Genomic DNA, 20354 nt, shown 5'->3' on the forward strand with positions numbered 1-20354 from the left:
GCGGGGGTCGTCTCCACGGCCGACTCGGGGGGGGAGGAGTCGGACCGGGTTAGCACGGTCGCGAACGATCCGTGACTTCCATGGTGTACCCGAGAGCCCTCTCAGGCAAACCCACACGCCCCACCTTACGCCGAATGGGCTGCGCCTATGCTCGGGGTCGTGGAAAACCACTCCTCGCCCCGTACCGCGGCCTTCTTCGACCTGGACAAGACGGTCATTGCGAAGTCGAGCACACTCACCTTCAGCAAGTCCTTCTACCAAGGCGGGCTGATCAACCGCAGGGCCGCCCTGCGTACCGCCTATACCCAGTTCGTCTTCCTCGCGGGCGGCGCCGACCACGACCAGATGGAGCGGATGCGCGAGTACCTGTCCGCGCTCTGCCGCGGCTGGAACGTGCAGCTGGTCAAGGAGATCGTCGCCGAGACGCTGCACGACCTGATCGACCCGATCATCTACGACGAGGCCGCGTCCCTGATCGAGGAGCACCACACCGCCGGCCGTGACGTCGTCATCGTCTCCACGTCGGGCGCCGAGGTCGTCGAACCGATCGGCGAGCTGCTGGGCGCGGACCGGGTGGTGGCGACCCGCATGGTCGTGGGCGACGACGGCTGCTTCACCGGGGAGGTGGAGTACTACGCGTACGGCCCGACCAAGGCCGAGGCGATCCGCGAACTGGCCGCGTCCGAGGGGTACGACCTCACCCGCTGCTACGCGTACAGCGACTCGGCGACCGATCTGCCGATGCTGGAGACCGTCGGCCACCCGCACGCCGTCAACCCGGACCGCGCCCTGCGGCGCGAGGCGCTCGCGCGCGGATGGCCGGTTCTCGAGTTCCACCGGCCCGTACGGCTCAAGCAGCGGATCCCCGGCTTCGCCGTGCCGCCGCGCCCGGCACTGGTCGCCGCCGCCGCGATAGGCGCCGCGGCGGCCACCGCGGGCCTCGTCTGGTACGCGAGCCGACGCCGGGCGGCGGTGGCCTGACGACAACCCTTTCACCCGTGTTTGACCGTAGAAGTAAAGAAGTGCGGCAAGGGCTTCCGCTTGCTTCCGGTCAGGAGTACAAAGGACTCAACGGCCCGCGAGACCAAGGACATCCGAAAGGATCGCCTTCACAACGCATCTGGCCCCACGGACCGAGCATGAACACCGGGCACCCACGCGACGTCGACCCGTCGATTACGGGCCAGCCGCACCAGGTGACGGGCAAAGTCCCGACCTGATGGGCATATATCGAGGACGCTTGGTAACCCGGTGAGCATGCCAGCGGCGGTACGAATTCTCGTACCGCCGCATTTCGTCGCGCCGCCGGTTTCCGTTCAGGCCGCCCCGCGCTGGAGCGCCTCGCAGACGGCCGTCGACTCGCGGGCCCCCAGTTCCACCGCTCGGCCGCAGTGCGCGATCCAGGCGGCCATGCCCTCGGGGGTGCCGGAGACGTAACCGTCGAGTGCCGCCAGGTAGGCCGCCCGTCCCAGCTCGGCGTGTCCGACCTCGGCGGCGCAGACCGCCTTCGGGTCCAGACCGCTGCCGATCAGGACGATCCTCTCGGCCGCACGCGCGACCAGGCCGTTGTGCGAGGTGAAGGGGCGCAGCGCCAGGAGTTCGCCGTGCACGACGGCGGCGGTGACCAGCGCCGGCGCGGAGCCTCCCGCGATGACCAGTTCGGCCAGGCCGTCCAGGCGGCCGTGCGCCTCGGCGGCGCTCGGCAGCGGCAGTTCGACGAGCGGTTCACGCACCGGCTCGCCCTCCTGCCGCGGCCGCCCCACTTGGTCGTCCTTGTCCGCGGCCGCCACCAGGTGCAGCCGGGCCAGCACCCGCAGCGGGGACTGACGCCAGATGGACAGCAACTGGCCCGCCTCGGCGGTCAGCCGCAGGGCGGCGCCGACCGTGCGCGCCTCGTCGTCGCCGCTGAAGTCGGTCCGGCGGCGCACCTCCTCCAGCGCCCAGTCCGCACCGGACAGCGCCGCCGAGCCCCGGGCGCCGCGCAGCGCCGCCTCGGACGTGATCTCGTTGCTGCGTCGCCGCATGATCCGGTGACCGTAGACCCGGTCCACGGCCTTGCGTACGGACTCCACGGTCTCGGCCACACCGGGCAGCGAGCCCAGGGCCGCGAGCGGATCGGCGGTCGCGCCTGTCGTACTCATAGGTACGACCCTACGCACCCCGACGCCCCACCCCACGAATGAGTGGTCTTCTTCACGCATCTCCGGGATCCCGTGCCACTTACAGCTACCAGACCACTACCCTTGGTGAACATGAAAATTGCTTTCGTCGGGAAGGGCGGCAGCGGCAAGACCACTCTGTCCTCCCTGTTCATCCGCCACCTCGCCGCCACCGGCGCACCCGTCGTCGCGATCGACGCCGACATCAACCAGCACCTGGGGGCCGCGCTGGGCCTCGACGAGGCGGAAGCGGCCGGGCTGCCCGCGATGGGCGACCACCTTCCGCTGATCAAGGACCACCTGCGCGGCACCAATCCGCGCATCGCCTCCGCCGACACGATGATCAAGACGACGCCGCCCGGCGACGGCTCACGGCTGCTGCGGGTACGCGAGGACAACCCGGTCTACGAGGCCTGCGCCCGGCCGGTGGAACTCGACGGCGACACCGTCCGTCTGATGGTCACCGGGTCCTTCACCGAAGCCGACCTGGGAGTCGCCTGCTACCACTCCAAGACCGGAGCGGTGGAGCTGTGCCTGAACCACCTGGTCGACGGCCGTGACGAATACGTCGTGGTCGATATGACGGCGGGCTCGGACTCGTTCGCCTCCGGGATGTTCACCCGCTTCGACATCACGTTCCTCGTCGCCGAGCCGACCCGGAAGGGGGTCTCCGTCTACCGCCAGTACAAGGAGTACGCCCGCGACTTCGGTGTCGCCCTGAAGGTCGTCGGCAACAAGGTGCAGGGGCAGGACGACCTCGACTTCCTGCGCGAGGAGGTCGGGGAGGACCTGCTGGTGACCGTCGGGCACTCGGACTGGGTGCGCGCCATGGAGAAGGGCCGCCCGCCACGGTTCGAGCTCCTGGAGGACGCCAACCGCCGGGCGCTGCGGGCGCTGCACACGGCCGTCGACGCGACGTACGAGCTGCGGGACTGGGAGCGTTACACGCGCCAGATGGTCCACTTCCACCTGAAGAACGCCCGGAGCTGGGGCGACGAGCGAACCGGGGTCGACCTCGCCGCGCAGGTCGACCCCGGGTTCGTCCTCGGCGAGGAGGTCGTCACCCCGGCGTGACGCCTACCGCCCGGCCGCCGGCGCTCCGGGCACGCCCTTCGGCGCCGGCGCGGGGGCGGCCGACAGGAAGGACGCCCAGCCCTTCTCGGGGGCCTCGCCGACGCCCAGGGTGCGCAGCTTCTTCAGGATCTTCGGGTCCTGGGCGTCCAGCCAGTCCGCGAGCTGGCGGAAGGAGACACAGCGCACCTCCTCCTTGGTGCACACCTTCTCGACGACCTCCTCGACGGCCCGCATGTAGGTGCCGCCGTTCCACGACTCGAAGTGGTTGCCGATGATCAGCGGCGCGCGGTTGCCGTCGTAGGCCCGCTGGAAGCCCTGCAGCAGGCCGTCGCGCATCTGGTCACCCCAGAACTCGTGCTTGGCGGGGTCGCCCTGGGTGGCGGTGCCCGACTGGTTGACCATGAAGTTGTAGTCCATGGTGAGCTGCTCGAAGGAGTGCCCGGGGAACGGGACGAGCTGCATCGACAGGTCCCACAGCCCGTGCTTCTTCTTGGGCCAGACCTGGTTGTTCACGCCGCTGCTGTCGTAGCGGAAGCCCATCTGGCTCGCGGCCCTCATGAAGTTCTCCTGGCCCTCCAGGCACGGGGTGCGGGCGCCGATCAACTCCTTGTCGTAGTCGAAGGGCAGCGGTGCGGCGTCCCTCAGGCCGGTGTTGGTCTTCCAGGTCTTCACGAACTGCTTGGCCTGGTCGATCTCGCTCTTCCACTCCTCGACGGACCACTCGCCCACACCACCCCCGGCGCCGCAGAAGTGACCGTTGAAGTGGGTGCCGATCTCGTTGCCCTCCAGCCACGCCTGCCGCAGCTGCGCGACGGTGTCGGTGATGCCCTCCTCGTCGTTGAAGCCGATGTCCGAGCGGCCCGGGGAGTGCTGCGGCGGCTGGTACAGGTCCTGCTTCTCCTCCGGCAGCAGGTACACGCCGCTCAGGAAATACGTCATGGTGGCGTTGTTCTCCTTGGCCACCTTCCGGAAGTGGGAGAACAGCTTCTGGCTGTCCTCGCCGGCCCCGTCCCACGAGAACACCACGAACTGCGGAGGTTTCTGACCGGGCTTGAGACGCTCGGGCCGGGGCAGATACGGCTGGGCGCCGGTGTACGCCGTCGAGCCGTCGCCGATCAGCCGCACCGCGCTCCCGGGCGCCGGCGCCCCTTTCTCCTTCTGCGGGCCGTGCGCCCCTTGATCGGAATGGTTGCCGCTGCTGCCGATCGCGCAGCCGGCGAACGACGCGGCGCAGACCGCGGCGACCACGGCGCGCGCGGCGATCCTGCGGGTGGCGGCCATGTTCCGCCCACCTTCTTCCTTCTCTCGGGCCAACGCCGACGAGGGCGATGTCGGGTGCTGTACCGGGATGTGCCGTCAGCGCCGTCAAGGTGGCACGAGACCGAGAAGGAATTAATACGACAAGCCGATGAAAAGACTGATTCACTCTCCAGAGCCGCCCATTACTCCATTTGCGCGAAAAATCTATGCCTTCCTTTTACTCTGAATTACGATCCGTTTACCGAGCGCATTCATGGGTGCATTCATGAATGCATTCGGAGAGTGCTCGAGCATCCCGCCGCTGTACGCCGTGATCCCCGGCCGCGAACCGCCTCCGCCGAGCGGGGGCCCCTGACCGCGACCGCACAGCCCCGGAGGAGACGGGAAACATGTCAGCCTGCGTCCCCGCCCGCGCCGATTCGGCCCGGACCAAGCACGTCCACCCACCCCACAGTCCGCCGCACGGCCGCCCCGGGCGCTTCCGCGTCGAGGGCGCCGACCTCTCGGCCGCGATCGCGGTCTTCCTGATCGCCCTCCCCCTTTCCCTGGGCATCGCCCTCGCCACCGGCGCACCGCTCCAGGCCGGCCTCGTCGCCGCCGCGGTGGGCGGGATCGTCGTCGGCCGGCTCGGCGGCTGCCCGCTCCAGGTCAGCGGGCCCGCGGCGGGACTCACCGTGGTCACCGCCGACCTCATCCAGCGCTACGGATGGCGCACGACCTGTGCCATCACCGTTCTCGCCGGGCTCGCCCAACTGGGTCTGGGCTGTCTGCGGGTGGCCCGTACCGCCCTCGCCGTCAGCCCCGCCATCGTGCACGGCATGCTCGCCGGCATCGGCATCACCATCGCCGTCGCCCAGGTGCACATCGTCCTCGGCGGCACCCCGCAGAGCGCGGTCCCCGACAACCTGCGCGCACTGCCAGCCCAGTTGGCGAACGCGCAGCCCGCCGACCTGGCGGTGAGCGTGCTGACCCTGACCCTGCTGCTGCTCTGGCCCCGCCTGCCCGGCCGCGTCGGGCAGCTCCTGGGCAAGGTGCCCGCCGCCCTGGTCGCCGTGGCCAGTGCCACCGCGGTCGCCGCACTCGCCGGACTCCGGCTGCCCAAGGTCGACCTGCCGTCCTGGAGCAGCCACGCCCTGGCCGCGCTGCCCGACGGTCCGGTGCTCGGCCTCGTCGCCGCCGTCCTCACCACCACGCTCGTGTGCAGCGTGCAGTCCCTGCTGGGTGCGGTCGCCGTCGACAAGCTCGTCGCCGCCCGGCCGGGTCCGGCCCGCCGCGTCGAGCGGTCCGACCTGGACCGCGAACTGCTCGGCCAGGGCGCCGCCAACGTCGTCTCCGGAACGCTCGGCGGTCTGCCCATCGCCGGTGTGGCCGTGCGCAGTTCCGCCAATGTGCACGCGGGTGCCGTCAGCCGGAACTCCACGATGCTGCACGGCGTTCTCGTAGTGATCGCCACGCTGCTGATGGTCCCGGCCCTGGAGCTCATCCCGCTCGCCGCGCTCGCCTCCCTGGTCATGGCCGTCGGCCTCAAGATGGTGTCCCTGAACCACATCCGCACAGTGACCCGCCACCGTGAGGTGCTGGTCTACGCGGTCACCACCTGCGGCGTGGTGTTCCTCGGCGTCCTGGAGGGCGTCGCCCTGGGCATCGCCGTGGCCGTCGGTGTCGCCCTGCACCGGCTGACCCGCACCCGCATCACACACACCGAAACGGAAGGAGTCCATCACGTACAGGTCCGGGGCCAGTTGACGTTCCTGGCGGTGCCACGGCTCAGCAGAGTCCTGCACCACGTGCCCCACGGAGCGGATGCCGTCGTGGAGCTGGACGGGTCGTTCATGGACCACGCGGCGTACGAGACGCTGCAGGACTGGCAGAAGACGCACGCCGCACAGGGTGGCTCCGTCGAGATCACCGGCCGCCGCCCCGGTCTCCGCATCTCCGAGCCGGCCGGTCCGGGCGGCTGCCGCTGCCACCCCTGGACGCCCTGGCGCAACCACCAGTGCGAACGCCCGCAGACGGCCCCCGCGCCCCCGCCCGGCGGTGCTCGGCGCTCCGACGGCGACCAGCGGTCCGGGACCGGCGGTCCCGGCGGGGCCGGCGGGGCCGGCGGTGTCGAGGGCACGACCGGGGCCGCCGGGACCGGCGAGCCGACGGCCCCCGGCAGCCACCGCGGAACCGGCGAGGCCGGCGAGGCCGGCAGCTCTGGCGGGTCCGGCGGGGCCGACGGCCCTGGCGGGACCAGCGGGCCTGGCAGCTTCGGCGGCTTCGGCGGCTTCGGCGGCTTCGGCGGACCGCTCGGGTCCAGCGCACGCGACCTGGCACGCGGCATCAGCGCGTTCCACCGCAACACCGCCCCGCTGGTGCGCGGTGAACTGGCCCGGCTGGCGCGCGAAGGACAGCAGCCCTCCCAGCTGTTCCTCGCCTGCGCCGATTCCCGGCTGGTCACGTCGATGATCACCTCCAGCGGCCCCGGCGACCTCTTCGTGGTGCGCAACGTGGGCAACCTCGTGCCCCTGCCCGGCGAGGAGAACGGGGACGACTCGGTCGCCGCCGCGATCGAGTACGCCGTGGACGTGTTGAAGGTGCGGTCCATCACGGTGTGCGGGCACTCGGGGTGCGGTGCCGTGCAGGCGTTGCTCAACACCGGGCCCGGGGGCGCGAGGACGCCGCTCGAGCGGTGGCTGCGGCACGGCGTGCCCAGCCTGCGGCGCCTGTCCGAGGACGAGGACTCCTGGATCCGGCTGGCGGGACGGCGGCCCGTCGACGCGGCCGAGCAGCTCTGCCTGGCCAACGTGGTCCAGCAGCTGGAGCACCTGCGCGCCCACGCGTCGGTGTCCCGGACCCTGGGCGACGGGGAGCTGGAACTGCACGGCATGTACTTCCACGTGGGCGAGGCCCAGGCGTACCTGCTCACCGAGGAGGACGGGGCCGGGCGGTTCGAGCTGGTACGGGAGACCGACCTGACCGCCTGAACCGTACGACCGCCGACGGTGCGGGGTGTGAGAGGCGTTACACACGCTGAACCCCGCACCGTCGGTGCCCGTGGGTACGGATGACCACTGGCCACGGAGTCGGCGGGCGACCCGACAGGTCTAAACCAATTGTCCGCCGACCCTTGTCACCGGCCCCCCGGGTCTGATGAGGTGTGGCCTGGGACACAACGGACAACCCTGAGAAAGGGAGATGTCGTGAGCAACGACTCCTTGGCCAACCTCTTGAAGGAGGAGCGACGCTTCGCGCCGCCCGCTGACCTGGCCGCGAACGCCAACGTCACGGCGGAGGCGTACGAACAGGCCAAGGCTGACAGGCTCGGCTTCTGGGCCGAGCAGGCCCGCCGACTGACCTGGGCGCAGGAGCCGACCGAGACCCTGGACTGGTCGAACCCCCCGTTCGCCAAGTGGTTCAAGGACGGCAAGCTCAACGTCGCCTACAACTGCGTCGACCGCCACGTCGAGGCCGGCCACGGGGACCGCGTCGCCATCCACTTCGAGGGGGAGCCCGGCGACAGCCGCGCCATCACCTACGCCCAGCTCAAGGACGAGGTCTCCAAGGCCGCGAACGCCCTGCTGGAGCTGGGTGTCCGCAAGGGCGACCGGGTCGCCGTCTACATGCCGATGATCCCGGAGACGGCGATCGCCATGCTGGCCTGCGCCCGGATCGGCGCCGCCCACTCGGTCGTCTTCGGCGGCTTCTCCTCCGACGCGCTCGCGACCCGCATCCAGGACGCCGACGCCCGCGTCGTCATCACCTCCGACGGCGGCTACCGGCGCGGCAAGCCCTCCGCGCTCAAGCCCGCCGTCGACGAGGCGGTCGAGCGCGCCGGCAACGTCGAGCACGTCCTCGTCGTCCGCCGCACCGGCCAGGACGTCGCCTGGAACGACTCCCGCGACAAGTGGTGGCACGAGACCGTCGACCGGCAGTCCGCCGAGCACACGCCGGAGGCGTTCGACGCCGAGAACCCGCTGTTCATCCTGTACACGTCCGGCACGACGGGCAAGCCGAAGGGCATCCTGCACACCTCCGGCGGCTACCTCACGCAGACGGCGTACACGCACTGGGCGGTCTTCGACCTCAAGCCGGAGACCGACGTCTACTGGTGCACCGCCGACGTCGGCTGGGTCACCGGGCACTCGTACATCGTCTACGGCCCGCTCGCCAACGGCGCGACCCAGGTGATGTACGAAGGCACCCCGGACACCCCGCACCAGGGCCGCTTCTGGGAGATCGTGCAGAAGTACGGCGTGACGATCCTCTACACCGCGCCCACCGCGATCCGGACGTTCATGAAGTGGGGCGACGACATCCCCGCGAAGTTCGACCTGTCCTCCCTGCGCGTCCTCGGCTCGGTGGGCGAGCCGATCAACCCCGAGGCGTGGATCTGGTACCGGAAGACCATCGGCGCGGACGCCACCCCCGTCGTCGACACCTGGTGGCAGACCGAGACCGGCGCGATGATGATCTCGCCGCTGCCCGGCGTCACCGAGACCAAGCCGGGCTCCGCCCAGCGCCCGCTGCCGGGCATCAGCGCCACCGTCGTCGACGACGAGGCGAACGAGGTGCCCAACGGCGGTGGCGGCTACCTGGTCCTCACCGAGCCGTGGCCGTCGATGCTGCGCACCATCTGGGGCGACGACCAGCGGTTCATCGACACGTACTGGTCGCGGTTCGAGGGCAAGTACTTCGCCGGGGACGGCGCCAAGAAGGACGACGACGGCGACGTCTGGCTGCTCGGCCGCGTGGACGACGTGATGCTCGTGTCCGGGCACAACATCTCCACCACCGAGGTCGAGTCGGCGCTCGTCTCCCACCCCTCGGTCGCCGAGGCGGCCGTGGTCGGCGCGGCGGACGAGACGACCGGCCAGGCCATCGTGGCGTTCGTGATCCTGCGCGGCACGGCGGCGGAGAGCGAGGACCTGATCGCGGACCTGCGCAACCACGTCGGCGCCACCCTCGGCCCGATCGCCAAGCCCAAGCGGATCCTGCCGGTGGCCGAGCTGCCGAAGACCCGCTCGGGCAAGATCATGCGCCGCCTGCTGCGCGACGTCGCGGAGAACCGCGCCCTGGGTGACGTGACCACCCTGACCGACAGCAGCGTCATGCAGCTCATCCAGGACAAGCTCCCGGCGGCACCCGGCGAGGACTGATCCACGGGACCGGTCCGCGGGACCGGACCGGCTGACCGGGGGCACCCGGCGGGAGACCGCCGGGTGCCCCTTCGCACGGGGCGTCCGGGGCGCGGGTACCGCCGCCCGTTCGCGCGGGAGCGGTCCGTTAGGTAGGCTAAGGAACACCGAGGAGTCACCACTGACTCCTCATGGTGCGCCGGGAAGTCTGGTCGGCACGTGTTCCGTGCTGCCCATCGACCGGAGGTCCCCCCGTGACGTCGCCCCACACCCCCCGCAAGGCCTTCGGCCGGCTGTCCCTCCCGGAGCGGACCTACCTCGCGGACGCGCTGCGCACCGAGACCGTCGGCGGAGTCCTGCTGCTCGCCGCCGCCGTCGCCGCGCTGATCTGGGCGAACGTCCCGGCGCTCCACGACAGCTACGAGAGCGTCAGCCACTTCCACTTCGGCCCCGGGGCCCTTGGCCTGAACCTGTCCGTCGCGCACTGGGCGGCGGACGGACTGCTGGCCGTCTTCTTCTTCGTCGCCGGGATCGAGCTCAAGCGGGAGCTGGTGGCCGGCGACCTCAAGGACCCGAAGGCCGCCGCGCTGCCCGTGGTGGCGGCCCTGTGCGGCATGGCCGTACCGGCGGTCGTCTACACGCTGACCGGCGTCGTGGGCGGCGGCTCCCTGGCCGGCTGGGCCGTGCCCACCGCGACCGACATCGCCTTCGCGCTCGCCGTGCTCGCCGTCATCGGCACGTCCCTGCCCAGCGCCCTGCGCGCCTTCCTGCTGACCCTCGCCGTCGTCGACGACCTCTTCGCCATCCTGATCATCGCGGTCTTCTTCACCGACGGCCTGAACTTCGCCGCGCTCGCCGGCGCGGCCGTCGGCCTCGTCGTCTTCTGGCTGCTGCTCCGCAAGGGCGTGCGCGGCTGGTACGTGTACGTCCCGCTCGGCCTCGTCGTCTGGGGCCTGATGTACAACAGCGGCATCCACGCCACCATCGCCGGCGTCGCGATGGGCCTGATGCTGCGCTGCCACACCCGTGAGGGCGAGGAGCACTCCCCCGGTGAGCGCATCGAGCACCTCGTGCGCCCGCTGTCGGCCGGCCTGGCGGTACCGCTGTTCGCGCTGTTCAGCGCGGGCGTGTCCCTGTCGGGCAGCGCGCTGGCCGACGTGTTCACCAGGCCGGAGACCCTCGGCGTCGTCCTCGGGCTCGTCATCGGCAAGACGCTCGGCATCTTCGGCGGCACCTGGCTGACCGCGCGTTTCACCAGGGCCTCGCTCAGCGACGACCTCGCCTGGGCCGACGTGTTCGCCGTGGCGACCCTGGCCGGCATCGGGTTCACCGTCTCCCTGCTCATCGGCGAGCTGGCCTTCGAGGGCGACGCGGCGACGACCGACGAGGTCAAGGCCGCCGTCCTGACCGGATCGCTCATCGCGGCGACCGTGGCGACCGTGCTGCTGAAGATCCGGAACGCCAAGTACCGCCGCCTGGTCGAGAACGAGGAACGCGACGACGACCTCAGCGGTGTGCCGGACGTCTACGAGGAGGACGACCCGGCGTACCACCTGCGCATGGCGGCCCTCTACGAGCGGAAGGCCGCCGAGCACCGGCGGATCGCCGAGGAGAAGGAGGCCGCGCGGCTTGCCGAAGTGCCGGACGGGGCAGGCGAGGAGGGCGGCGGTCCGGCATGATCTGACGAGACGGTACAAAAGACGAGACCGTTCGCGATCGGACAGAAGACGACGACCGCAACGGAACCGTACGCAGCAAGCCAGCAGGAGAGGGAGACCGCGATGAGCGCACCCGACGGCAGCCCGGTCGGCACCGAACGCAGCATCGGCCAGCTGTTCGCCTCGGCGACCACCGAATTGTCGGCGCTGGTGCACGACGAGATCGCGCTGGCCAAGGCCCAGCTGAAGCAGGACGTCAAGCGCGGGGCGACCAGCGGCGGCGCCTTCTCGCTGGCGGGCCTGCTCCTGGTGTTCTCGCTGCCGATGCTGAACTTCGCCCTGGCCTACGGGATCCGGACCTGGAGCGGCTGGAACCTCGCGGTCTGCTTCCTGCTGTCCTTCGCGGCGAACGTCCTGATCGCCGGCCTCCTCGCGCTGATCGGCGTCTCCTTCGCCAAGAAGGCCAAGAAGGGCCGTGGTCCGCAGAAGGTCGCCGCCTCGGTGAAGCAGTCGGCGGGCGTCCTGCAGAACGCCAAGCCGCACCCGCGTCCGGAGCTCCCGGCCGACCGGTCCCCCGAGGCCATCGAGGCTGTGGCACGCTCGTCCTCATGACGGACCCGGCCACTCCATCGGCGCAATCCACCTCGGTCGTACGACCCGGCATCCCCGGCGGGCGGGACGTGACCCACCGGGACGTCGCCGCCAACGGCGCCCGCTTCCACATCGCCGAGCTCGGCGACGGACCGCTGGTGCTGCTGCTGCACGGCTTCCCGCAGTTCTGGTGGACCTGGCGCCACCAGCTGACGGCGCTGGCCGACGCCGGTTTCCGCGCGGTCGCCATGGACCTGCGCGGCGTCGGCGGCAGCGACCGCACGCCGCGCGGCTACGACCCCGCGGGCCTCGCCCTGGACGTCACCGGCGTGATCCGCTCGCTCGGCGAGCCGGACGCCGCGCTGGTCGGCCACGACCTGGGCGGCTACCTGGCCTGGACGGCCGCGGCGATGCGCCCCAAGCTCGTGCGGCGGCTCGCGGTGTCGTCGATGCCGCACCCGAGGCGCTGGCGCTCCGCCATGCTCGGGGACGTCCGCCAGACCCGGGCGGGCTCTTACGTCTGGGGCTTCCAGCGGCCCTGGATCCCGGAGCGGCAGCTGACCGCGGACGACGGCGCGCTGGTCGGCCGGCTGCTCCAGGACTGGTCGGGGCCGCGGCTGCCGGACGACGAGACCGTGGAGGTCTACCGCCGGGCCATGTGCATCCCGTCCACGGCGCACTGCTCCGTCGAGCCGTACCGCTGGCTGGTCCGCTCCCTGGCCCGCCCCGACGGCATCCAGTTCTACCGCCGCATGAAGCGGCCGGTGCGGGTGCCGACGCTGCATCTGCACGGTTCGCTGGACCCGGTGATGCGGACGCGGAGCGCGGCGGGATCCGGACAGTACGTCGAAGCGCCGTACCGCTGGCGACTGTTCGACGGACTCGGGCACTTCCCGCACGAAGAGGATCCGGTCACCTTCTCCACCGAACTGATCAACTGGCTGAAGGACCCCGAACCCGATCGGTGACCGAACGGACGCATCCGGTACCCGAACCGGAATGCTTGTCCTATGAACGGCCACTTGCCCGGCGCATAGGCCAATTGGGCGCCCCCCGAGCGGTTATCGACCTTGGGGCGGGGGCAGACGTCCGGGTATGGGCTGGACGCACGACTACAGTGACGTAGCACGCGACGGCCGCTCCACGAGCGGCGCGAGCACCCACCGACGCGGCGGCACCCCGCAACTGGCGGGAGCGGATCCGAGGGTGGGCATTCCGCGCATTCTGCGCCGCAGGGCCCGCTGGGTCTCCGTACGCCTGCGTCATCCGCGCGGCTGAGCGCCACGCGGCCCGCGTCCGCGGAACCGGACTCCCCTGGGGCCGCTTTCGCCACGGGCCCTAGAGCGCGCAGCTGTCGCTGTCCACCTGCTGGCTCGCGGTGCGGCCCTCGATGATGTCCTCGCGGATCTCGTCCGCGGTGAGCGCGTAGCCGGTGTCCGGGTCGTCGAGGGACTTGGCGAAGACCACGCCGTAGACCTCGCCCTCGGGCGTCAGCAGCGGGCCGCCGGAGTTGCCCTGACGGACGGTCGCGAAGAGCGAGTAGACGTCGCGGCGGACCCTGTCGCGGTGGTAGATGTCCGGGCCGCTGGCCGTGATGCGCCCGCGCACCCGCGCGGCCCGCACGTCGTACGCCCCGTTCTCCGGGAAGCCCGCGACGATGGCGTCGTCGTCCCTGTTGGCGTCCTCGTCCGTGAACCGCAGCGCGGGGGCCCGCAGTTCCGGTACGTCGAGGACGGCGATGTCGCGCTGCCAGTCGTAGAGGACGACCGTCGCGTCGTACTTCCGGCCCTCGCCGCCTATCTGCACGGTGGGTTCGTCGACGCCGCCCACCACGTGGGCGTTGGTCATCACGCGGCGCTCGTCGAAGACGAACCCGGTGCCCTCCAGGACCTTGCCGCAACCGGTGGCCGTGCCCACCACCTTGACGATGGAACGCTTGGCGCGGGCGGCGACGGGGCTGCCCGCGAGCGCCGGGTCGGGCGGCTGGACGTTGGTGATCGGCTCGTTGGAGAACGGGCTGAAGACCTGGGGGAAGCCGTTCTGCGCGAGCACGGAGGAGAAGTCCGCGAACCAGGTGTCCGCCTGCGCGGGCAGCGCCCGGGAGACGCCCAGCAGCACCTTGGAGCTGCGGACCTCCTTGCCGAGCGTCGGCAGCGTGGTGCCGGCGAGGGCGGAGCCGATGAGCCAGGCGACGAGCAGCATGGCGACGACGTTGACCAGGGCGCCGCCGGTGGCGTCCAGGGCGCGGGCCGGGGACCACGTGATGTACCGGCGCAGCTTGTTGCCCAGGTGCGTGGTCAGGGCCTGGCCGACGGAGGCGCAGATGATGACGACGACGACCGCGACGACGGCGGCGGTCGTGCTCACCTCCGCGTTGTCCGTCAGGGCGTCCCAGACGACCGGGAGCAGGTAGACGGCGACGAGACCGCCGCCGAGGAAGCCGATCACGGACAGGATGCCAACCACGAAGCCCTGGCGGTAGCCGACGATCGCGAACCAGACGGCGGCCAGCAGCAGCAGGATGTCCAGCACGTTCACTGATTCAGGCCTCGCCTCGTCGTCCTACGCTCACACCGGTCACCCTGTCATGACCGCCAGTCCAGCGGGACCTGCTTGTCCCTGTCCCAGGGCCGCTCCCAGCCCGCGAAGTGCAGCAGCCGGTCGATGATCCCGGCGGTGAAACCCCACACCAGGGTCGATTCGACCAGGAACGCCGGGCCCCGGTGGCCGCGGGGGTGGACGGCGGTGACCCGGTTGGCCGGGTCCGTGAGATCGGCCACGGGGACCGTGAAGACCCTCGCCGTCTCGTTCGGATCGACGACACCGACCGGGCTGGGTTCGCGCCACCAGCCGAGCACCGGCGTGACGACGAAGCCGCTGACCGGGATGTACAGCTTGGGCAGGGCCCCGAAGAGCTGCACACCGGCCGGGTCGAGCCCGGTCTCCTCCTCCGCCTCGCGCAGGGCGGCCCGCAGCGGGCCCTCCCCCTGCGGATCGCCGTCCTCGGGATCCAGGGAGCCGCCGGGGAACGAGGGCTGGCCCGCGTGCGAGCGCAGGGAGCTCGCCCGCTCCATGAGCAGCAGCTCGGGGCCGCGACCGCCCTCGCCGAACAGGATCAGCACGGCGGACTGCCGCCCGGCACCGTCGGCCGGGGGGAGGAAGCGGCTCAGCTGGCCCGGCCGCACCGTCCGGACGGCCCGCGCCACCGGCTCCAGCCAGCCGGGCAGGCCCACCTCGCTGAGCGCCACGCCCTGAGTGTTGCCCGCCCGCGTCATCGCCACCCCCGTTCTGCCGTGTCCAACGCCCGGGGCCCCCGGGATCGTTCCGTCATCCGGCCCCCAGCGGCGGTGCCGGGATGCCGCCCGCGTCCAGGTAGGCCTGCGGCGGCTTGAGCCGCTGGCCGGGGAGGCCGCCCTTCTCGTACTTCAGCAGCTTCTTCGCCTTCTCGGGGTCCGTCTCGCCCTCGCCGTACGCCGGACAGAGCGGGGCGATGGGACAGGCCCCGCAGGCGGGCTTGCGGGCGTGGCAGATGCGGCGGCCGTGCCAGATCACGTGGTGGGACAGGTCCGTCCAGTCGCTCTTGGGGAACAGCGCGCCGACGGCGGCCTCGATCTTGTCCGGGTCGGTCTCCCCGGTCCACCGCCAGCGGCGCACCAGGCGCTGGAAGTGGGTGTCCACGGTGATGCCGGGGCGGCCGAAGGCGTTGCCGAGGACGACGAAGGCGGTCTTGCGGCCGACGCCGGGCAGCTTGACGAGGTCTTCGAGGCGTCCGGGGACCTCACCGCCGAAGTCCTCCGTGAGGGCCTTGGAGAGCCCTATGACGGACCTGGTCTTGGCCCGGAAGAACCCGCACGGGCGGAGGATCCGCTCGACCTCCTCCGGGTCGGCGGCGGCCAGGTCCTCGGGGGTGGGGTACGCGGCGAAGAGGGCGGGCGTCGTCTGGTTGACGCGCAGGTCGGTGGTCTGGGCGGAGAGCACCGTGGCCACCAGGAGCTGGAAGGGGTTCTCGAAGTCCAGTTCCGGGTGGGCGTACGGATACACCTCGGCGAGCTCGCGGTCGATGCGGCGGGCACGGCGGACCAGGGCGGTGCGCGACTCGCTCCGCGGGGCCTTCGCCGGGACGGAGACGGACTTCCCGGCGGACGCCGCCTTCTTCGCGGGGGCCGCCTTCTTCTCGGCCGCCGTCGCCTTCTTCGCAGGGGCCGCCTTCTTCGCAGGGGCCGTCGCCTTCTTCGCGGCCGCCGCCTTCTTCACGGGCTCCGACCCCTCGGGCACGGCCGGTTCCCCTTCCGCGTTCTTCGTCAAGGCACCCTTCTCCGCGGTCACTCGCTCGGCGGGCGCCGCCCTCTTTGCCGTTTTCGCCGTTTCCCTACCGCCATCGGGGCCCTGTTCGCCCACAGCGGAATCGCGACGTACAACCACCCGCGCAGCTCCCTAGGCCTGTGCTCTCACCGGCGATTTGGACACCCGGCCAGCCTACGGCCCGGCACCGTCATCCGCCCCGGACCCCGAAGATCGGCGCCCGATCGGACCCCTGCCGCGTACCCCAGGACATGTGTGCGGCATCCTTGTGACAGATCACACTGTTTGGACTGTCCGGCAAAATGGGCACCACGGACCCCTGGTACACCGGGGGAACAAGATCCTCTGAGCCGGTCGACAAGGAGAGAACTCGTGGACGACGTTCTGCGGCGCAACCCGCTCTTCGCGGCGCTCGACGACGAGCAATCCGCCGAGCTCCGCGCCTCCATGAGTGAGGTGACCCTCGCCCGCGGTGACTCGCTGTTCCACGAGGGCGACCCCGGAGACCGCCTCTACGTGGTCACGGAGGGCAAGGTCAAGCTCCACCGCACCTCCCCCGACGGCCGCGAGAACATGCTGGCCGTGGTCGGACCGAGCGAGCTGATCGGCGAACTGTCGCTCTTCGACCCGGGCCCGCGCACGGCGACCGCCACCGCGCTGACCGAGGTCAAGCTGCTCGCCCTCGGCCACGGCGACCTCCAGCCCTGGCTGAACGTCCGCCCCGAGGTCGCCACCGCGCTGCTGCGCGCCGTCGCGCGCCGGCTGCGCAAGACCAACGACGCCATGTCGGACCTGGTCTTCTCGGACGTCCCCGGCCGCGTCGCCCGCGCCCTGCTGGACCTCTCCCGCCGCTTCGGCGTGCAGTCCGAGGAGGGCATCCACGTCGTGCACGACCTGACGCAGGAGGAGCTGGCCCAGCTGGTCGGCGCGTCCCGCGAGACGGTCAACAAGGCCCTCGCCGACTTCGCCCAGCGCGGCTGGCTGAGGCTGGAGGCCCGCGCCGTGATCCTGCTGGACGTGGAGCGGCTGGCCAAGCGCTCCCGCTGACGGGCCTCAGTCGGGCAGCTGGATGAGCCCGTGCTCGCCCAGGTACTCCAGCTGCGCCCGCACCGACAGCTCCGCCGCCGGCCACAGCGACCGGTCGACGTCCGCGTACACGTGGGCGACGACCTCGCCCGGCGTCCGGTAGCCGTCCTCCACCGCCGTCTCGACCTGGGCGAGGCGGTGGGCCCGGTGGGCGAGGTAGAACTCGACGGCGCCCTGGGCGTCGTCCAGGACCGGCCCGTGACCCGGCAGCACCGTGTGCACGCCGTCGTCGGCCGTGAGCGACCTGAGCCTGCGCAGGGAGTCCAGGTAGTCGCCGAGACGGCCGTCGGGGTGGGCCACCACCGTCGTACCGCGGCCCAGGACGGTGTCGCCCGTCAGGACCGCCCGGTCGGCCGGGAGATGGAAGCACAGGGAGTCCGCGGTGTGCCCCGGGGTCGGTACGACCCTCAGTTCCAGGCCGCCGACCGTGATCACGTCGCCCGCGGCCAGCCCCTCGTCGCCCAGGCGCAGCGCCGGGTCCAGCGCCCGCACGTTCGTGCGCGTCAGCTCGGCGAAGCGTGCGGCGCCCTCCGCGTGGTCCGGGTGACCGTGCGTCAGCAGGGTGAGGGCGACGCGCCTGCCCGCCCGCGCGGCGGTGTCGACGACGTTCCGCAGGTGGGTGTCGTCCAGCGGGCCCGGGTCGACCACGACGGCCAGGTCCGAGTCGGGCTCGGCGAGGATCCAGGTGTTCGTGCCGTCCAGCGTCATCGCGGAGGCGTTGGGCGCGAGGACGTTCACCGCGCGCGCGGTGGCGGGCCCCGAGAGGACCCCGCCGCGCGGCTGGCCGGGCAGTGCTGCTGCGTCCGTCATGCGGGGGCTCCCCCGGTCGGGTCGGAAGGTGTCGCCGGCGTCGGCGTGGTGGCCGGGACGTGCTTGGTGAACTCGTCGTGCCCGGGCCAGGAGAGCACGATCTCGCCCTCGACCAGCCGCGCCCGGGCCAGTACGGGCGTCATGTCGCGGTCCGGCGCCGACGCGAGCGCCTCGGCCGCCGTACCGCACTCCGCGAGCGCGCGCAGGGTCGCGATGGTCGGCGGCATCATCAGCAGCTCGCCCTTGTCGTAGCCCGCCGCCGCGTCGGCCGGGGTGATCCACACCGTCCGGTCGGCCTCCGTGGAGGCGTTGCGCGTGCGCTGGCCCTCGGGGAGGGCGGCCACGAAGAACCACGTGTCGTAGCGCCGGGACTCGAACTCCGGGGTGATCCAGCGGGCCCAGGCGCCCAGCAGGTCGGACCGCAGGACGAGGCCCCTGCGGTCCAGGAACTCCGCGAACGACAGGTCCCGGGCGACCAGGGCGGCCCGGTCGGCCTCCCAGTCCGCGCCCGTCGTGTCGCCGACGACCGAGTCGGGGGTGGGCCCTGCGAGCAGGACGCCCGCCTCCTCGTACGTCTCCCTCACGGCCGCGCAGACGATCGCCTGGGCGCCCGCCTCGTCGACGCCGAGCCGGTCCGCCCACCACGCGCGCGTGGGGCCCGCCCAGCCGATGTCACGGTCGTCGTCGCGCGGGTCGACCCCGCCGCCCGGGTACGCGTACGCGCCCCCGGCGAAGGCCATGGAGGTGCGGCGGCGCAGCATGTGGACGGCGGTGCCGGTGCCGGTGTCCTTCAGGAGCATGACGGTGGCCGCGCGTCTCGGGGTGACCGGGGTGAGCATGCCGTCCGCCAGCGCACGGATGCGGTCCGGCCACTCCGGGGGGTACCACTGACCATTCGCCTGCCCATTCGCCATGGCCGGAGGCTATCCGGTGACGGGCGGATGTTCGAGTGGCCGCCGGGACGGAGTGCGTCAGCCGGGGAGGGCGGCCAGCCAGTCGGTGAGCAGCCGGTTCGTCTCCTCGGGGCGCTCCTGCTGGAGCCAGTGGCCGCAGCCCTCGACGACGTGCGAGGCGGTCAGGCCCGGCAGGGTGGCCGGGTGGGAGGAGCGCCCGTAGCCGCGCACGTCGATCGCGGCGGCGCGGAAGCCCGCGGCGGCCAGGGCGGGGAGCTGGCGGCGCCAGGAGTACCAGGACTCGGGGAAGCCGTGGACCAGCAGGACCAGGGGCCCGCTGCCCTGCTCCACCAGGTGGGTCCGGCCCGCCGGTGACGGCACGAGCCGGTGGAGGGGGGCTGGTGGACGGGGGGCTGGTCGGACACGGGCGACTGCGGCATGGCTCCTCCGGGCACCTCGGTCGGCACGGCGCCGGCGGCGGCCGGACCCGGCGGACGCCGGGTCCCCGCCGCACGGGGCGTCGCGGCCGTCCTGCGAGGCGGCCCGGCCGTGGGCCAGGCTTGTTGCCGTTCCGGCAAAGCGACACGGGGCCGACCCGGCCGTACGGCGGGGACCGGCCCGACCGCACCACAGGGGTCGGCGGCTCCGGGACGGGCGGGACCGGGCGCCCCGCTGGGCGCGGAGCCCGTACGCAGCACGACCAGGGCACCGCGGACGGCGCAGGGCCCACCGACCCCGCCGGCACCCGACCGCACCGCCGCCGGGGCGGGTCAGGCCTGGGTGAGCTCCACCTGGATCTCGACCTCCACCGGCGCGTCCAGCGGCAGGACCGCCACGCCGACCGCGCTGCGGGCGTGCACGCCCTTGTCGCCCAGGACCGCGCCGAGGAGTTCGCTGGCGCCGTTGACCACGCCCGGCTGGCCGGTGAAGTCGGTCGCGGAGGCGACGAAGCCGGTGACCTTCACCACGCGCGCGATGCGGTCGAGGTCGCCGACGACGGACTTCACCGCGGCGAGGGCGTTCAGCGCGCACGTGCGTGCCAGGTCCTTGGCCTCCTCCGGCGTGACCTCGCCGCCCACCTTGCCGGTGACGGAGAGCTTGCCGTCCACCATGGGCAGCTGGCCGGAGGTGTGGACGTACGGGCCGGACTGCACGGCCGGCTGGTAGGCGGCCAGCGGCGGGACGACCTCGGGCAGCGTCAGGCCGAGCTCGGCCAGCTTCTCCTCGACGGCGCTCACGCCTGCTTCTCCCGCTTCAGGTAGGCCACGAGCTGCTCGGGGTTGTTCGGCCCGGGCACGACCTGGACGAGCTCCCAGCCGTCCTCGCCCCAGGTGTCCAGGATCTGCTTCGTGGCGTGGACGAGCAGCGGCACGGTTGCGTATTCCCACTTGGTCATGTGGG

Annotated in this window: 18 protein-coding genes and 1 pseudogene; 9 read left to right on the top strand and 10 right to left on the bottom strand. The window is 71.9% G+C overall.

The features are described from left to right. Positions 1–147: 147 nt before the first annotated feature. Positions 148–981, top strand: a complete 834-nt coding sequence (locus JHAT_RS01440; protein ID WP_077796161.1) for an HAD family phosphatase — start codon at positions 148–150, stop codon at positions 979–981. Between the two features lie 335 nt (positions 982–1316). On the opposite strand, the gene JHAT_RS01445 is transcribed toward JHAT_RS01440, so the two are convergent. Continuing rightward, positions 1317–2141 carry a Fic family protein gene (locus JHAT_RS01445; RefSeq protein ID WP_077796162.1) on the bottom strand — a complete coding sequence of 275 codons (825 nt, stop codon included), beginning with the start codon at positions 2139–2141 and terminating at the stop codon, positions 1317–1319. A gap of 111 nt (positions 2142–2252) precedes the next feature. On the opposite strand from JHAT_RS01445, the gene JHAT_RS01450 reads away from it, so the two are divergent. Next, positions 2253–3233: an ATP-binding protein gene (locus JHAT_RS01450; RefSeq protein WP_171990695.1), complete on the top strand. Its 981-nt coding sequence runs from the start codon at positions 2253–2255 to the stop codon at positions 3231–3233. A gap of 3 nt (positions 3234–3236) precedes the next feature. On the opposite strand, the gene JHAT_RS01455 is transcribed toward JHAT_RS01450, so the two are convergent. Continuing rightward, positions 3237–4514: a hypothetical protein gene (locus tag JHAT_RS01455; protein ID WP_077796164.1), complete on the bottom strand. Its 1278-nt coding sequence runs from the start codon at positions 4512–4514 to the stop codon at positions 3237–3239. Positions 4515–4882: 368 nt separating this feature from the next. On the opposite strand from JHAT_RS01455, the gene JHAT_RS01460 reads away from it, so the two are divergent. The 6 genes from JHAT_RS01460 (at position 4883) to JHAT_RS35055 (ending at position 13140) form a co-directional block, all read left to right on the top strand. Then, positions 4883–7462, top strand: a complete 2580-nt coding sequence (locus JHAT_RS01460; protein ID WP_077796165.1) for a SulP family inorganic anion transporter — start codon at positions 4883–4885, stop codon at positions 7460–7462. A 216-nt stretch (positions 7463–7678) separates the two neighbouring features. Continuing rightward, on the top strand, positions 7679–9634 hold the full coding sequence (gene acs / locus JHAT_RS01465; protein ID WP_077796166.1) for an acetate--CoA ligase: 1956 nt from the start codon (positions 7679–7681) through the stop codon (positions 9632–9634). A 233-nt stretch (positions 9635–9867) separates the two neighbouring features. Continuing rightward, a complete protein-coding gene (nhaA, locus tag JHAT_RS01470) occupies positions 9868–11292 on the top strand; it encodes a Na+/H+ antiporter NhaA (RefSeq protein ID WP_077796167.1) in 1425 nt (474 codons plus the stop codon). A 102-nt stretch (positions 11293–11394) separates the two neighbouring features. Beyond that, a complete protein-coding gene (locus JHAT_RS01475; protein WP_077796168.1) occupies positions 11395–11883 on the top strand; it encodes a phage holin family protein in 489 nt (162 codons plus the stop codon). Beyond that, positions 11880–12830, top strand: coding sequence for an alpha/beta fold hydrolase (locus JHAT_RS01480; protein WP_077796169.1), 951 nt, complete (start codon positions 11880–11882; stop codon positions 12828–12830). Before JHAT_RS01475 ends, JHAT_RS01480 begins: the two co-directional genes overlap by 4 nt. Before the next feature lie 127 nt (positions 12831–12957). Next, positions 12958–13140, top strand: coding sequence for a hypothetical protein (locus tag JHAT_RS35055; RefSeq protein WP_077796170.1), 183 nt, complete (start codon positions 12958–12960; stop codon positions 13138–13140). A 60-nt stretch (positions 13141–13200) separates the two neighbouring features. On the opposite strand, the gene JHAT_RS01490 is transcribed toward JHAT_RS35055, so the two are convergent. The 3 genes from JHAT_RS01490 to nth are packed head-to-tail and all read right to left on the bottom strand — an operon-like array spanning position 13201 to position 16167. Continuing rightward, entirely contained in the window at positions 13201–14400 is a 1200-nt protein-coding gene (locus tag JHAT_RS01490) for a MarP family serine protease (protein WP_077796171.1), read from the bottom strand. A gap of 47 nt (positions 14401–14447) precedes the next feature. Beyond that, the gene (locus tag JHAT_RS01495; RefSeq protein WP_077796172.1) at positions 14448–15137 is read right to left on the bottom strand and encodes a CoA pyrophosphatase; all 690 of its coding nucleotides are present in this window, start codon (positions 15135–15137) and stop codon (positions 14448–14450) included. Positions 15138–15189: 52 nt separating this feature from the next. Further along, positions 15190–16167, bottom strand: coding sequence for an endonuclease III (gene nth, locus JHAT_RS01500; protein ID WP_307718339.1), 978 nt, complete (start codon positions 16165–16167; stop codon positions 15190–15192). A 369-nt stretch (positions 16168–16536) separates the two neighbouring features. Between nth and JHAT_RS01505 the strand changes: the two genes are divergently transcribed. Continuing rightward, on the top strand, positions 16537–17211 hold the full coding sequence (locus JHAT_RS01505; RefSeq protein WP_019329813.1) for a Crp/Fnr family transcriptional regulator: 675 nt from the start codon (positions 16537–16539) through the stop codon (positions 17209–17211). Positions 17212–17217: 6 nt separating this feature from the next. Here the strand turns inward: JHAT_RS01505 and JHAT_RS01510 are convergent, their stop codons facing one another. From JHAT_RS01510 to JHAT_RS01530, 5 genes and pseudogenes are all read right to left on the bottom strand, one after another. Then, entirely contained in the window at positions 17218–18060 is an 843-nt protein-coding gene (locus JHAT_RS01510; RefSeq protein ID WP_077796173.1) for an MBL fold metallo-hydrolase, read from the bottom strand. Further along, positions 18057–18974 carry an NUDIX domain-containing protein gene (locus JHAT_RS01515; protein WP_077796174.1) on the bottom strand — a complete coding sequence of 306 codons (918 nt, stop codon included), beginning with the start codon at positions 18972–18974 and terminating at the stop codon, positions 18057–18059. Before JHAT_RS01515 ends, JHAT_RS01510 begins: the two co-directional genes overlap by 4 nt. A gap of 141 nt (positions 18975–19115) precedes the next feature. Further along, a pseudogene (locus tag JHAT_RS01520) lies at positions 19116–19334 on the bottom strand (alpha/beta fold hydrolase); the annotation flags it as partial. Positions 19335–19723: 389 nt separating this feature from the next. Further along, a complete protein-coding gene (locus JHAT_RS01525; protein WP_077796175.1) occupies positions 19724–20191 on the bottom strand; it encodes a RidA family protein in 468 nt (155 codons plus the stop codon). Further along, a complete protein-coding gene (locus JHAT_RS01530) occupies positions 20188–20349 on the bottom strand; it encodes a DUF4177 domain-containing protein (protein WP_003975360.1) in 162 nt (53 codons plus the stop codon). The genes JHAT_RS01525 and JHAT_RS01530 overlap by 4 nt, the downstream gene beginning before the upstream one ends. Positions 20350–20354 lie beyond the last annotated feature (5 nt).

This window comes from Streptomyces sp. JHA26, assembly GCF_002005565.1.
Taxonomy (GTDB): domain Bacteria; phylum Actinomycetota; class Actinomycetes; order Streptomycetales; family Streptomycetaceae; genus Streptomyces.

Coding starts and splice junctions, on each gene's coding strand:
- JHAT_RS01495 (WP_077796172.1), bottom strand. CDS start 15,137: ATGACGCGGGCGGGCAACACTCAGGGCGTGGCGCTCAGCGAGGTGGGC.
- JHAT_RS01530 (WP_003975360.1), bottom strand. CDS start 20,349: ATGACCAAGTGGGAATACGCAACCGTGCCGCTGCTCGTCCACGCCACG.
- JHAT_RS01440 (WP_077796161.1), top strand. CDS start 148: ATGCTCGGGGTCGTGGAAAACCACTCCTCGCCCCGTACCGCGGCCTTC.
- JHAT_RS01480 (WP_077796169.1), top strand. CDS start 11,880: ATGACGGACCCGGCCACTCCATCGGCGCAATCCACCTCGGTCGTACGA.
- JHAT_RS01515 (WP_077796174.1), bottom strand. CDS start 18,974: ATGGCGAATGGGCAGGCGAATGGTCAGTGGTACCCCCCGGAGTGGCCG.
- JHAT_RS35055 (WP_077796170.1), top strand. CDS start 12,958: ATGGGCTGGACGCACGACTACAGTGACGTAGCACGCGACGGCCGCTCC.
- JHAT_RS01510 (WP_077796173.1), bottom strand. CDS start 18,060: ATGACGGACGCAGCAGCACTGCCCGGCCAGCCGCGCGGCGGGGTCCTC.
- JHAT_RS01445 (WP_077796162.1), bottom strand. CDS start 2,141: ATGAGTACGACAGGCGCGACCGCCGATCCGCTCGCGGCCCTGGGCTCG.
- JHAT_RS01475 (WP_077796168.1), top strand. CDS start 11,395: ATGAGCGCACCCGACGGCAGCCCGGTCGGCACCGAACGCAGCATCGGC.
- JHAT_RS01460 (WP_077796165.1), top strand. CDS start 4,883: ATGTCAGCCTGCGTCCCCGCCCGCGCCGATTCGGCCCGGACCAAGCAC.
- JHAT_RS01455 (WP_077796164.1), bottom strand. CDS start 4,514: ATGGCCGCCACCCGCAGGATCGCCGCGCGCGCCGTGGTCGCCGCGGTC.
- JHAT_RS01450 (WP_171990695.1), top strand. CDS start 2,253: ATGAAAATTGCTTTCGTCGGGAAGGGCGGCAGCGGCAAGACCACTCTG.